The organism is Tenacibaculum sp. HL-MS23, from assembly GCF_032463465.1.
Taxonomy (GTDB): Bacteria; Bacteroidota; Bacteroidia; order Flavobacteriales; family Flavobacteriaceae; genus Polaribacter; species Polaribacter bernardetii.
Map to the genome: position 1 here is coordinate 2,517,581 of NZ_CP135989.1, position 14,058 is coordinate 2,531,638.

Below are 14,058 nucleotides of genomic sequence, written 5' to 3' on the forward strand. Positions count from 1 at the left end.
TTTTGGCAAAAACTGTAAAAAAAAAAATATTAATATTTAACACGAACCACAGCAACTACAAAAGCTATAGTGTAAACGATTTAATAGAAGTAGTTGATTTACCTTCTAGTAGTTTTAAAAGATTTTTTATCATTTTATATAAAACGATAACTAAAAACATAACAACGTATCACTATCACGGTTTTTTTACCATTGCATTTGTTTTAGGGTTTGTTTTAAAACGAAAAATGATTTTAAAAACAACTCTTTTAGGAAATGATGATTTCGATAGTCTAAATAAAAAAAGCTTTTGGAGTATAAAGCATTATATTTTAAAAAAAATAAATGTTAATGTTGTTTTATCAAAAAAAAATAAGGAAATAAATTCTAAATATATTGACGCCTCAAAAATAAAATTAATACCAAATGGAGTTGAACTTCAAGATAATTTAAAATCTTTAAAACAAAAAAAACAAAACTTTAGTTATGTAGGTTTGGTTTGTGAACGAAAAAGAACTTACGAAAGTATTTTGTATTTTATAGATAATTATTCGCATATTAATGATGCTATTTTAAATATAGTAGGACCCTATAAGGATGTAAAAGACAACTCGGAATTTGATGACAATTATGTTAAAAAATGTTTTAACTTAGTTGACGAAGCTGGTATGGGAAAAAGAATAAATTTTATCGGTCTTGTGTCTAAAAAAGAAACTCAAAATATTTTAAATAACTCAAAAGCCCTTCTGTTTTTTTCCTCTAAAGAAGGTTTGCCAAATGTTGTTTTAGAGGCTATGTCTAATAATTGTGTTCCTATTACTAGTGAATTAGATGGGGTAATAGCTGAAATATTTAATGACAGAGAAGAGGGTTTTATTTTATCCGATTCATTTGAAAAAATAAACATTGATCTTATTGACTCAATTGTTGAAAAAAAGCTCCCTTATTTAATCATGAAAAATAAATATGATATTAATATAATAGCTGATAAATATAGATTATTGTATGAGAATAGCTAAAATTAATTCTTATATATTGATTCTAATATTCGTGTTGTTTCCTTTTTGGTCAATAATTGTTGCGCAAATCAATTATTTCTTAAAAGTACCGTTGAATATATTAACATCCATAAAATACCTTTTTGTAGTCTTCTCTATTTTTTTGTTTTTGATTAATATTTTTGTAAAAAAAAATATTCAAATTAGAGAGGAATCAATTTTATTAGGAGTTTATGTAATTTATGTTTTCTTTCATTTGGTAGGTTCCAGTTCTTTATTTTTAAAATTAGATGGATTTAAGTTTGAATTTATATTTCCGTTTTTGGCTTTGCTTATTTTTAACGCTAATAATTACAACATTAACTATTTGGATATTTTTATAAAAATTATTTTTTATCAAGGTATTGTTACACTTTTAGTTGCGTTCTTAGAATTTATGGATCAAGAACTATTAGAGTTATTATATAGAAAAAGCTTAAAGGATATTCCTCATATTAGATGGTTTTCCGTTCAACGTTTAATGTCAACAACTGGAAATCCTATTAATTTAGGAGCTACCTTATCAATCTGGATGGCTTCTTTTTTATATATGATTTATCGTAACAAAGTACTTTTGTTAAAGTTCTTGTATCCAATAGCACTGCTGTTTACTTTTTTTATCGTTTCACTTACACTTAGTAGAACTTCTCTAATAGTTTTTATTTTTACAGTTTTCTTATCGGTGTTTTTCGCTATTGATGGTTACGTTAATAAAGTGTTTTTTATTTCATTAGTAGTTTTTATATTAGGATTTTTAGGAAGTGTTTTTTTAAAGGATATTAATATTGATTTAGTTTTAGCAAGGTTTGAAAACCTTTTTGACACAAATGAGTATACATCTAATGCAAGAGTTATTAATTGGAATTACGCAATTTCTAATATGAATATTATGGAGTATTTTTGGGGTAAAGGTATTGGTACATCAAACCCTAAAGCTGAATATGTTCAGAATTACAATGCTTTTATGATAGAGAATGGTTTTGTGTCTACCTTTATTAATTATGGTATTTTAGGAGTATTATTATACTTATGCTTAATTATAAAGTTTTATGTTTTATCATTTAAAATAAAAGAGAATAATAAAGCATTAGGTTTGTTTTTAATTATATTTTTAACAGTTTTCTGTTTGTTTAATACTTCAAACGATTATAATAGAAACTTGCCATATATGTTGTATTTCTGGATTTTTTATGTGTTATCCGAGCTAGAATTTTTAAAGATTAAAAAAGAATTATTCTAATATGACCGTAGATATACTTATTGCAACTATAAATACTAATATAAATAATGTGCCTTCTGTATTATTAAAAGCGAGAGCAGATGTTTCTTATATTATTTCTATTCAGGAAATAAATAACGTAGCGTATGAAATACCGGATGTTTTAAAACAAAGAAAAGATGTAAGTATCTTTTTCTGTAAAGAAAAAGGTTTATCAATGAATCGTAATAATTGTATCAAACATGCAACTTCAGATATTTGTATAATAGCAGATGATGATGTTAGGTATAAAGATTCTTACATTGATAAAATAAAAAATGAATTTATCAAAGATGATAGTTTAGACGTGTTTGCTGGTAAAATCAAAACTAATAAAGGTGAGCAAGAGTATAAGAATTATAAACAGAAGGTTCTAAAAATCACTTTTTTAAACTTCAAAAATATTAGTAGTATTGAAATATGTTTTAGAAGAAAAAGCATCATTACTAGTGATTTAGTTTTTGATAAAAATTTTGGGTTAGGTTCAACTAAGTTTTCTAAAGGAGGAGAAGAAAGTATTTTTATAAGAGATGCTATATTAAAAGAAATGAAAATATTTTACTATCCATTTTACATAGTAAACCACCCTTATGAGAGTTCTGGTAAAATAACTGATTTTAATCAGGAATATATGGTTTTTTTAGGTGGTTACTCTAGAAGGATATCAGGTGTATTTGGTTGCTTATTGTTCGTGTATTTTTTATATAGGTACAGAAGTAGGTTGAAAACTTTTAAAAAGGTGACAATGTTTTTTGGTTTTTTTTATAAAGGGTTTAATATGTGAATGAAAAAAATAAATTAAAGCAGTAATGAAAGATAATATAAACATCAATAAAGTATCTATAATAACACCTTCGTATAACTCTGAAGAGTTTATTTCAGCAACAATTGAAGGCATAATAAATCAAACATATACTAATTGGGAACTGTTAATAACAGACGATGGATCTAGTGATAAAACAATTGATATTATAAAAGAATATCAGCAAAAAACAACTAAGATAAAACTATTTCAACTTAAAAAAAACGGAGGGGCGGGAATAGCTAGAAATAATTCTATTAAAAATGCTTCAGGTAGATTTATTGCTTTTTGTGATAGTGACGATGTATGGAAGTATGATAAACTAGACAAGCAAGTTAATTTTATGCTAAAAAATAGCCTGTCTTTTACCTATTCAGCCTATCAAAAAATGAATGAACAAGGTGTTAAGGGAGCAAAAATTTTTCCGCCTAAGAAAACAACCTTTAATAGTTTGTTAAAAAGTTGTACTATAGGATGCTTAACAGCAATCTATGACACGAATGTATTAGGTAAAAGGTATATGCCTACTATTAGAAAAAGACAGGACTATGGTTTATGGCTTACCATTTTTAAAGACATAAAGCACACCGTAGGTATTTATGATGAGGTTTTAGCTTTTTATAGAGTGCGGTCAAATTCTATTTCTAGTAATAAATTTAAAGCAGCAGTATATCATTATAGGGTGTTAAGAGAATGTGGAGAAGTAAGCTTTTTAAATTCGATTTACCTTTTTTTACATTATTCTATTAAAGGTTTGTTTAAATATTTTAAATAGATATATAAACATGTTATTTTTTGCCGACAATAAATTTTCCTTAATTTAGCAAAAAAAGCTAAAAAAGAAATGAATTTAATTACTTTAAAAGAGAATGATTTAGTTCAGAGCATGGTTATGTTAAAAAAAGAAAGATGTTTGTTTGTAAATTTAAACAAATCATTAGATAAGTTATTAACAAGTAGTAAAATATCTGACAAGTATGAAATTATTTTTCATAAAGATTTAAATTTACACGACAAAGCTATTACTTGTTACATAAAAGAGAACAATATAAAAGTTGTTGTTTTTGAGAAAACACAATTAAACCAATTGTCTAATAAAGAAGTTGGTGAATTGGTTAATTTGCGTTTGCTGGGTATTGAAATCTATGATTCAGAAAATTTTTATGAATGTGTGAATAAAAGGATTCCAATTATAAAAATTCAAGACAATCAGTATTTCTCGGACGAAATTTTTAGTCTAAAAAGAAAGAGAAGGCTAATTTTTTTTAAAAGAAGTTTTGATGTGTTGTTTTCTTTGGTAATGTTTCCCTTTGTTTTTCCTTTAATTATTTTAGGGTGTTTTTTAACAAAAATAACCTCAAAAGGAAACATGTTTTATTCACAAGTACGTGTTGGGAGAGAAGGTAAAGAGTTTAAAATTTACAAAATACGTACTATGGAAAACAATGATGGGGGTTTTACTGTGAAAAATGATAGCCGAATAACACCTGTCGGTAAGTTTTTAAGATTGTCTAAAATAGATGAATTGCCCCAGTTTTATAATATTCTTATGGGCGATATGAGTTTAATTGGCCCGAGGCCAGAACAGCCTAAATACGTAGAAGAGTATAGTAAAGAGAATCCTTTTTTCAATTTAAGGCATATGATAAGACCCGGTGTATCTGGTTGGGCTCAAATATATATGCCGAAAGCTACACCAGAAGAAAATTTAAAGAAGTTAGAGTACGATTTGTATTATATAAAAAAATACTCTTGGAAATTAGATTTTAAAATATTACTGAAAACAGTTCAGATTGTTTTTACGATGAATAGTAATTAAAATAGTACTTTTGTTTCCAAAAAGAGCAAAAGACAATGAAAAATATTTTAGTAACTGGTGGTTTGGGTTTTATAGGATCTCATGTTGTTGTTGATTTACAAAAATTGGGATATAAGGTTTTGATTATAGATAATTTATCTAATAGCAAGATAGAGGTGGTTGACCAGATAACGGCAATAACGGGCGTTAAACCAGCATTTTTTCAAATAGATTTACGAAATAAAAAAGAAGTAGCAAACTTTTTTTTACAAAATACAGTTGATGGTGTAATACATTTTGCGGCATCTAAAGCTGTTGGCGAGAGTGTAAGTGATCCTTTAAAGTATTATGAAAATAATATAAATAGTTTGGTGTATTTATTGCAGTCAATGAAGGAGAATGAAATAAATAATTTAATATTTAGTTCGTCTTGTACTGTCTATGGTCAAGCAGATGAGTTACCTATAACAGAGAATGCGCCCATAAAAAAGGCTGAATCGCCATATGGTAATACTAAAAAAGTTGGAGAAGAAATATTAAAGGAATGTTCTGAAGCATATGGTATAAAAGCTATTGCATTGCGTTATTTTAACCCAATAGGAGCTCATGAGTCTGTAAAAATAGGAGAGTTACCAATAGGCACACCACAAAACCTTATTCCGTTTGTTACACAAACAGCAGCAGGTATTCGTAAGGAATTAGCTGTTTTTGGCGATGACTACCCAACAGAAGACGGAACAGCTGTTAGAGATTATATACATGTAGTAGATTTGGCTAAAGCCCACGTAGCCGCATTAAATAGATTGCTTAAAAATACCAGTAACTTAACATATGAGGTATTTAATATTGGTACTGGTAAAGGGACTTCTGTAATGGAGGTTATTAATTCTTTTGAAGAAGTAACTAATACAAAACTAAAATACAAAATTGTTTCGCGAAGAGAAGGCGATATCACAGCAGCTTATGCAGATACAACAAAAGCAAACGAAGTTTTAGGATGGTCAGCCGATAAAACGCTTGAAGAAGGTTTGCTTTCTGCTTGGCAATGGCAAGAAAAGCAAAAATAATTTTAAATTTTAGTTATTAAAAGACGGTCAATACATGAAAGGAATCATATTAGCAGGCGGATCAGGAACTAGGTTGTACCCGATAACCAAAGGGGTGTCGAAACAGTTGTTGCCGGTGTATGATAAACCGATGATTTATTATCCGTTATCGGTATTGATGTTGGCGGGCATTACCGAGATATTAATAATTTCGACTCCAGAAGATGTACCGAATTTCGAGAAATTGTTAGGAGACGGCACTGATTTAGGGATACAGTTGAGTTATGCCGAACAGCCTTCGCCAGACGGCTTGGCACAAGCTTTTATTATTGGCGAAGATTTTATAGCTGATGATGCTGTTTGCTTGATTTTAGGCGATAATATTTTTTACGGACACGGATTGCCAGAAATGTTAGCGTCTGCAAAGAACAATGTTGTAAACAATAATAAAGCAACTGTTTTTGGTTATTATGTAAAAGATGCACAGCGTTATGGCGTGGTGGATTTTGATGAAAGCGGAAATGCGTTGTCAATCATAGAAAAACCAGAGTATCCGAAGTCTAATTATGCAGTGGTTGGCTTGTATTTTTACCCCAACAATGTTATTGATATCGCTAAAAAAGTACAACCCTCAGAACGAGGCGAGTTGGAAATTACCTCTGTAAATCAACAGTATTTAAAAAATGATGCGCTAAAAGTTCAACTAATGGGACGTGGTTTTGCTTGGTTAGATACCGGTACGCACGATTCCTTATTAGAAGCAAGTCAGTTTATAGAAACCATAGAAAAACGCCAGGGTTTAAAAGTAGCTTGTTTGGAAGAGATTGCGTTGTATATGGGCTATATCACAAAAGAGCAAGTACGTAAACTCGCAGCACCCTTGCGTAAGAGTGGCTACGGACAATATTTGTTGAATCTTATAAAAGAGTAATAGTATATTCGTTTAAATTCAGCACTTAATATTGCAGTAGCGTCATGCTGCATTTATTTCAGCATCGCATCATTATAAGATGTTAACCAGAAACAAGTTTAGGTTGCCGTGAATTACGTTATTATAAGAGCAATGTCATGCTGAATTTATTAAAGCGGCACATTTTATATGTGGGATGCGAACCTGAAACAAGTTTAGGTTGATGTGAATTAATTTACTATAACCGCGTCATGCTGCATTTATTTCAGCATCGCATCATTATAGGATGTTAACCTGAAACAAGTTTAGGTTGCCGTGAATTACGTTATTATAAGAGCAATGTCATGTGGAATTTATTAAAGCGGCACATTTTATATGTGGGATGCGAACCTGAAACAAGTTTAGGTTGATGTGAGTTGCGTTATTATAAGAGCAACGTCATGTGGAATTTATTTCAGCATCGCATCAAAAAAATGTCATTACTGCGAAGGCAGGAACCTGATCAATTCCAATACGACGTTTACTTTAATGATGAGCTCTTTTTCATTTTTAAAAGAAACTCGTACTCCATTTATTATTAGTAAATTTGATTCGCTATTAAAATAATGTTAATGATTTTTACCAAAACTGAAATTGAAGGTGTTGTAATTATAGAACCTCGCGTCTTTAAAGACGAGAGGGGGTACTTTTTTGAATCTTTCAATCAACAAAAATTCAACGAACAGCTAGGAACTATAAATTTCGTGCAAGACAACGAATCGAAATCTGTTTTCGGTACCTTAAGAGGGTTACATTTTCAAAAACCAACCGTTGCACAAGCAAAATTAGTGCGTTGTATTCAAGGAAAGGTTTTGGATGTGGTAGTGGATATCCGGAAAGATTCCCCCACCTACGGAAAACATGTAGCGGTAGAATTATCCGAAGAAAATAAAAAACAATTGTTTGTACCACGAGGTTTTGCTCATGGTTTTGTAACCTTGTCTGAAGAAGCAGTTTTTGCCTATAAAGTGGATAATTGGTACGCGCCAGAGTGTGATGCTGGAATTATTTATAACGATACTAGCTTGAATATTGATTGGAAAATCAATCCAAAAGAAATTATTTTATCATCAAAAGATACAGCTTTAGCCTCTTTTGAGAGTTTTGAAACACCTTTTTAAGTTACTACTTTAAGCTTGTTTAAAAATTAAATAAACTGTTAGTTCGAGTAATTTTTTTCTTCAAAAAAATTGTATCGAGAACTTTTTTAGTGTAACATTAATGGATTTAAAGAAACAAATTCTCGATACAATTTTACTTCCTTTTAGTCATTAAAATCACTCGAATTGACAATCATTATCGCATCAATTATCTGAAGAAATTAAATAAACTGTTAGTTCGAGTGATTTTTTTTTCTTCAAAAAATTGTATCGAGAACTTTTTTAGTGTAAAACTTATCGACTTAAAGAAACAAATTCACGATACAATTTTACTTCCTTTTAGTCATTAAAAACCACTCGAATTGACAATCATTATCGCATCAATTATCTGAAGAAATTAAATAAACTGTTAGTTCGAGTGATTTTTTTCTTCAAAAAAATTGTATCGAGAACTTTTTTAGTGTAACATTAATGTATTTAAAGAAACAAATTCTCGATACAATTTTACTTCCTTTTAGTCATTGAAATCACTCGAATTGACAATCATTATCGCATCAATTATCTGAAGAAATTAAATAAACTGTTAGTTCGAGTGATTTTTTTTCTTCAAAAAATTGTATCGAGAACTTTTTTAGTGTAAAACTTATCGACTTAAAGAAACAAATTCTCGATACAATTTTACTTCCTTTTAGTCATTAAAAACCACTCGAATTGACAATCATCATTGCATCAACTATCTGAAGAAATTAAATAAACTGTCAGTTCGAGTGTTTTTTTTTCTTCAAAAAATTTGTGTCGAGAACTTTTTTAGTGCGAAATTTACCGACTTAAAGAAATTAATTCTCGATACAACTTTACTTCCTTTTAGTCATTAAAAACCACTCGAATTGACAATGATCATCAAAAAAAACTAAAGATTAGGGTAAACCTAGATGAGAAACTGAAACGAGTTTAGGTTTACGTGAAGTGAGTTGTTATATGATTCATATGATGCTCAAAGAAGTTCGGCATGATGTTAAGCATAGCAAAGTTAAATTGGTAGAATAATCGTAAATTTCGGACTTCTTTTATTAATTATCATAATTATCTTTTAGTAATGAAAAATATTTTAATTACCGGTGGTGCAGGTTTTATTGGTTCGCATGTGGTGCGGTTGTTTGTAAGCAAATACCCGGACTATCATATCATCAATTTAGATGCGTTAACCTATGCAGGCAATCTTGCCAATGTTGCAGATGTTGCAAATAACACCAATTACACCTTTATAAAAGGAGATATTTGTGATGCCGTGTTGTTGAAAAATATTTTTGAAACGCATAAGATTGATGGGGTAATTCATTTAGCGGCAGAATCGCATGTAGATCGTTCTATTTCCGATCCTTTTGCCTTTGTAAAAACCAATGTTTTGGGTACGCTAAATTTATTAGAAAACGCGAAGCATAGCTGGAAAGATAGTTTTGAAGGGAAATTGTTTTATCATATTTCTACGGATGAGGTGTACGGTACTTTACAAGAAAAAGGCTTGTTTACAGAGCAAACCGCGTACGATCCGCACTCGCCATACTCGGCTTCCAAAGCATCTTCTGATCATTTTGTGCGCGCTTTTCATGATACCTACGGATTGCCAATTGTAATTTCTAATTGCTCTAACAATTACGGACCAAATCAGTTTCCTGAAAAATTAATTCCGCTTTTCATCAATAATATCGTGCATCATAAACCACTGCCAGTGTACGGTAAAGGCGATAATATTAGAGATTGGTTGTATGTTGAAGATCATGCAAATGCCATTGACGTTATTTTTCATGACGGAAAAGTAGGTGAGACCTATAATGTAGGAGGCGATAATGAGTGGACAAATATCGATTTGATTCGCTTGCTGATTAAAGAAGTGGATGTTTTATTGGGTAGAGAACCTGGTACTTCAGAAAAGTTGATCACTCATATAACGGATAGGGCAGGACATGATTATAGGTATGCCATTGATGCCTCTAAACTTAAAAAAGAATTACACTGGAAACCTTCGTTGCAATTTGAAGAAGGCATGCAAAAAACAATCGCATGGTATTTAGGCAATCAGGTTTGGTTGGATGCTATTGCAAAGAAATAGAAAATGTCATTCCGAACAGGTGAAGGAATCTTTCTGCTATGAAGTATAAGGTTACTTCGTTCTCGTAATGACGTTAAGGTTTTGAAATGTAAGATTACTTCGTCCTTTGTCCTCGTAATGACGTTATTTTTTTGATATAAACGTCATTCCGAACAGGGTGAAGGAATCTTTCTGTTATGAAGTATAAGGTTACTTCGTCCTCGTAATGACGTTATTTTTTTGATATAAGCGTCATTCCGAACAGGGTGAAGGAATCTTTCTGTTATGAAGTGTAAGATTACTTTGTCGTTCGTAATGACGTTAAGGTTTTGTAGAGTAAGATTACTTCGTCCTTCGTCCTCGTAATGACGTTGTTTTTTGATATAAGCGTCATTCCGAACAGGGTGAAGGAATCTTTCTGTTATGAAGTATAAGGTTACTTCGTTCTCGTAATGACGTTAAGGTTTTGAAATGTAAGATTACTTCGTCCTTTGTCCTCGTAATGACGTTATTTTTTTGATATAAACGTCATTCCGAACAGGGTGAAGGAATCTTTCTGTTATGAAGTATAAGGTTACTTCGTCCTCGTAATGACGTTATTTTTTTGATATAAGCGTCATTCCGAACAGGGTGAAGGAATCTTTCTGTTATGAAGTGTAAGATTACTTTGTCGTTCGTAATGACGTTAAGGTTTTGTAGAGTAAGATTACTTCGTCATTCGTCCTCGTAATGACGTTGTTTTTTGATATAAGCGTCATTCCGAACAGGGTGAAGGAATCTTTCTGTTATGAAGTGTAAGGTTACTTCGTCCTCGTAATCACGTTAAGGTTTTGTAGTGTAAGATTACTTCGTCCTTTGTCCTCGTAATGACGTTATTTTTTTGATATAAGCGTCATTCCGAACAGGGTGAAGGAATCTTTAGGTTTTGTAGTATAAGATTACTTCGTCCTCGTAATGACGTTAATGTTTTGATATAAACGTCATTCCGAACAGGTGAAGGAATCTTTCTGTTATGAAGTTTAAGATTACTTCGTCCTTCGTCCTCGTAATGACGTTAATGTTTTGTAGTATAAGATTACTTCGTCCTTCGTCCTCGTAATGACGTTAATGTTTTGTAGTATAAGATTACTTCGTCCTTCGTCCTCGTAATGACGTTATTTTTTTGATATAAGCGTCATTCCGAACAGGGTGAAGGAATCTTTCTGTTATGAAGTATAAGGTTACTTCATTCTCGTAATGACGTTAATGTTTTGTAGTATAAGATTACTTCGTTCTTTGCCCTCGTAATGACGTTAAGGTTTTGTAGTGTAAGATTACTTCGTTCTTTGCCCTCGTAATGACGTTAAGTTTTTATAGTTGGAAATAAACGTCATTCCGAACAGGGTGAAGGAATCTTTCTGTTATGAAGTGTAAGATTACTTCGTCCTCGTAATGACGTTAAGGTTTTGAAGTGTAAGATTACTTCGTTCTTCGTCCTCGTAATGACGTTATTTTTTTGATATAAACGTCATTCCGAACAGGGTGAAGGAATCTTTCTGTTATGAAGTGTAAGGTTACTTCGTCCTCGTAATGACGTTAATGTTTTGTAGTATAAGATTACTTTGTCCTCGTAATGACGTTAAGGTTTTGAAGTGTAAGATTACTTCGTCCTTCGTCCTCGTAATGACGTTAATGTTTTGTAGTTTAAGATTACTTCGTCCTTCGTCCTCGTAATGACGTTAATGTTTTGTAGTGTAAGATTACTTCGTTCTTCGTCCTCGTAATGACGTTAAGGTTATGAAGTATAAGGTTACTTCGTCCTTTGTCCTCGTAATGACGTTAAGGTTTTGTAGTGTAAGATTACTTCGTCCTTCGTCCTCGTAATGACGTTAAGGTTTTGTAGTATAAGATTACTTCGTTCTTCGTCCTCGTAATGACGTTAAGGTTTTGTAGTGTAAGATTACTTCGTTCTTTGCCCTCGTAATGACGTTAAGGTTTTGTAGTGTAAGATTACTTCGTTCTTTGCCCTCGTAATGACGTTAAGTTTTTATAGTTTAAGATTACCTCGTCCTTTGTCCTCGTAATGACGTTAAGGTTTTGTAGTATAAGATTACTTTGTCCTTCGTTCTCGTAATGACGTTATTTTTTTTGTATTCTAGTTACTTAAGTCTTGTTAAGCTTAGGTCTTTATTGTATTTTATAATAAACAAACCGTTATTACTGGTACTACTGAATGTTTTTTTACGGTAATCGAATTTGTTTTCTAAACGAAGAGAAACACCTTCTTTAAAAGTTTGTGACAGTGCTTTACCCGAAGCTAAACGCATTAAAACATCGTAGGTAATATCAAAACCTTTAATAGCATAATCAGAGGCTACGGTGTGATTTTTTTGATAGTATTTTTTATTAAAAGCCTTTACATTGTCAGAAGATGTATCTTCAAAAGTATTAGACACATAGGTAAAGTTAATACTAGCTAACTTATTGTTCTCTATTCTGTCGTACGATTTATTTTTTTCAACAGCAAAAACCTGAACGGTCATATCATCAGGTATCCCAATCATGCTATTTAACACATCAGCAATAGCAACATTGTCATCAGAAGTAATAATTACCCAATTTTTTTTGTTTACTGCCATTTTATCGGTGAATAATTCTCTTTTAATATAGCCATCTTTTGGCTTTAAAATATGGATTTCACTAATAGAATCGTGCTTTTTTAAACTACTTACAATTTTATTTAAGCTGTTATTTGAATCCGCTTTACCATCACCCACCACAAAAACGGCTTCCCCTTTATATATGTCTTTTAAATACGAGGCTAAATAAGTAGTGTAGTTGTTTTTATCTGGAGCAGACTTAATAAGTTTGGCAGCAGAGAACGTATCTTGACTATTAGAAAAATGAGGGAATACAACTGGTACACGAACTTTACGAGCAATAAGTGCTGCTTTATCTGAATAAAAAGGGCCAATAACAACATCAGTAGAATCTAACTTGTTTTCTGTTAAAATTAAAGGCACGTTATCATCTCTATTCCCGGTATCAAAAACGGTTGTGTTAACAAGAATACCTTGTTTTTTAATAGAATCGATAGCGATTTCAGCCCCCATATAAAAATCGGTCACCATATTTGCTAAAGAAGCCGAGTTGTTCTCGCTACTAAATATATCTTTTGCAGCAGTAGTTTTGTACTCTTTTAATTTAAACGGAAGTAAAATGGCTACATCGATCATTGCATTTTTTTGAATGCTATCTTTATAAAAGGCGAAGTTTTCATTCGGATTAACTTCTTCTATCGGTTTTATTTTAATAAGTTGATCAATCGATAATTCGTTGTTTTTAATTCCAGGATATTCAGGATTTAAACGAATTAAATCTTCTTTAGAGATGTTATAAAAACGGGTTAAGCTATATACGGTTTCTTTGCTTTTAACGGTATGCGTTAAAAATTTTTCTAAAACTTCTTCTCTGTCAATCGTAATTACTTTTTCAACAGATTTAACTTTTAAAACCTGACCAATACTCAATATATTGTTCTTAATCGTAGGGAAATCAGGATTCCATTCAATTAATTCGTCTTTAGAGATGTCGTATAACTTGGTAATACGATACACGGTTTCTCCTGCCTGTACAGTATGATTTTCGTACTCGTATATAGTTTGTTGAAAAACGGTATTTTTTGGAGTCTCTTCCTCAATACTATCAGAAGAATTCTCGTTTATAGTATCGTTATCAACAATTGTTTCGTCAGTATCAGTAGTAGTTGAAGAAATTCCGGTTTTAATTTCAGGGTTCGGAATAACAATTACCGTATTTGCGTCTGGTTTTCTGCCAACATCAGGATTTAAACGTAATAAATCTTTTGTTTTCATGTCCAATCGGTTTGCAATGTCGCGCATTGTCTCGCCTTCCTGAACCTTGTAAGAGATATAACGTTTCTGCTGGCCACAAGAAACGGCAAAGGTTAAAATACAAATTAAAAGTAAAAATTGAAATTTCTTCATCTACATTATTTTTA

Annotated in this window: 10 protein-coding genes; 9 read left to right on the forward strand and 1 reads right to left on the reverse strand. The window is 31.3% G+C overall.

Features of this window, described 5'->3' with window-relative positions; genetic code table 11:
- Positions 1-227 precede the first annotated feature (227 nt).
- From RRF68_RS11770 to rfbB, 9 genes are all read left to right on the forward strand, one after another.
- A complete protein-coding gene (locus RRF68_RS11770) occupies positions 228-998 on the forward strand; it encodes a glycosyltransferase (RefSeq protein WP_218773231.1) in 771 nt (256 codons plus the stop codon).
- 415 nt (positions 999-1,413) lie between these two features.
- On the forward strand, positions 1,414-2,256 hold the full coding sequence (locus tag RRF68_RS11775; RefSeq protein ID WP_218775061.1) for an O-antigen ligase family protein: 843 nt from the start codon (positions 1,414-1,416) through the stop codon (positions 2,254-2,256).
- Position 2,257: 1 nt separating this feature from the next.
- The gene (locus RRF68_RS11780) at positions 2,258-3,058 is read left to right on the forward strand and encodes a glycosyltransferase family A protein (RefSeq protein ID WP_315944466.1); all 801 of its coding nucleotides are present in this window, start codon (positions 2,258-2,260) and stop codon (positions 3,056-3,058) included.
- Positions 3,059-3,083: 25 nt separating this feature from the next.
- Positions 3,084-3,851: a glycosyltransferase family 2 protein gene (locus tag RRF68_RS11785; protein ID WP_315944467.1), complete on the forward strand. Its 768-nt coding sequence runs from the start codon at positions 3,084-3,086 to the stop codon at positions 3,849-3,851.
- 69 nt (positions 3,852-3,920) lie between these two features.
- Positions 3,921-4,895, forward strand: a complete 975-nt coding sequence (locus RRF68_RS11790; protein ID WP_315944468.1) for a sugar transferase — start codon at positions 3,921-3,923, stop codon at positions 4,893-4,895.
- 35 nt (positions 4,896-4,930) lie between these two features.
- A complete protein-coding gene (galE, locus tag RRF68_RS11795; RefSeq protein WP_218773227.1) occupies positions 4,931-5,941 on the forward strand; it encodes a UDP-glucose 4-epimerase GalE in 1,011 nt (336 codons plus the stop codon).
- Positions 5,942-5,975: 34 nt separating this feature from the next.
- Positions 5,976-6,851: a glucose-1-phosphate thymidylyltransferase RfbA gene (gene rfbA, locus RRF68_RS11800; RefSeq protein ID WP_315944469.1), complete on the forward strand. Its 876-nt coding sequence runs from the start codon at positions 5,976-5,978 to the stop codon at positions 6,849-6,851.
- Positions 6,852-7,441: 590 nt separating this feature from the next.
- Positions 7,442-7,990: a dTDP-4-dehydrorhamnose 3,5-epimerase gene (gene rfbC / locus RRF68_RS11805; protein ID WP_315944470.1), complete on the forward strand. Its 549-nt coding sequence runs from the start codon at positions 7,442-7,444 to the stop codon at positions 7,988-7,990.
- Between the two features lie 1,075 nt (positions 7,991-9,065).
- Positions 9,066-10,079, forward strand: coding sequence for a dTDP-glucose 4,6-dehydratase (rfbB, locus tag RRF68_RS11810; protein WP_315944471.1), 1,014 nt, complete (start codon positions 9,066-9,068; stop codon positions 10,077-10,079).
- Between the two features lie 2,117 nt (positions 10,080-12,196).
- On the opposite strand, the gene RRF68_RS11815 is transcribed toward rfbB, so the two are convergent.
- The gene (locus RRF68_RS11815; RefSeq protein ID WP_315944472.1) at positions 12,197-14,044 is read right to left on the reverse strand and encodes a LysM peptidoglycan-binding domain-containing protein; all 1,848 of its coding nucleotides are present in this window, start codon (positions 14,042-14,044) and stop codon (positions 12,197-12,199) included.
- Between the last annotated feature and the right edge of the window lie 14 nt (positions 14,045-14,058).

Coding starts and splice junctions, on each gene's coding strand:
- RRF68_RS11770 (WP_218773231.1), top strand. CDS start 228: ATGATTTTAAAAACAACTCTTTTAGGAAATGATGATTTCGATAGTCTA.
- RRF68_RS11775 (WP_218775061.1), top strand. CDS start 1,414: ATGGATCAAGAACTATTAGAGTTATTATATAGAAAAAGCTTAAAGGAT.
- RRF68_RS11780 (WP_315944466.1), top strand. CDS start 2,258: ATGACCGTAGATATACTTATTGCAACTATAAATACTAATATAAATAAT.
- RRF68_RS11785 (WP_315944467.1), top strand. CDS start 3,084: ATGAAAGATAATATAAACATCAATAAAGTATCTATAATAACACCTTCG.
- RRF68_RS11790 (WP_315944468.1), top strand. CDS start 3,921: ATGAATTTAATTACTTTAAAAGAGAATGATTTAGTTCAGAGCATGGTT.
- galE (WP_218773227.1), top strand. CDS start 4,931: ATGAAAAATATTTTAGTAACTGGTGGTTTGGGTTTTATAGGATCTCAT.
- rfbA (WP_315944469.1), top strand. CDS start 5,976: ATGAAAGGAATCATATTAGCAGGCGGATCAGGAACTAGGTTGTACCCG.
- rfbC (WP_315944470.1), top strand. CDS start 7,442: ATGATTTTTACCAAAACTGAAATTGAAGGTGTTGTAATTATAGAACCT.
- rfbB (WP_315944471.1), top strand. CDS start 9,066: ATGAAAAATATTTTAATTACCGGTGGTGCAGGTTTTATTGGTTCGCAT.
- RRF68_RS11815 (WP_315944472.1), bottom strand. CDS start 14,044: ATGAAGAAATTTCAATTTTTACTTTTAATTTGTATTTTAACCTTTGCC.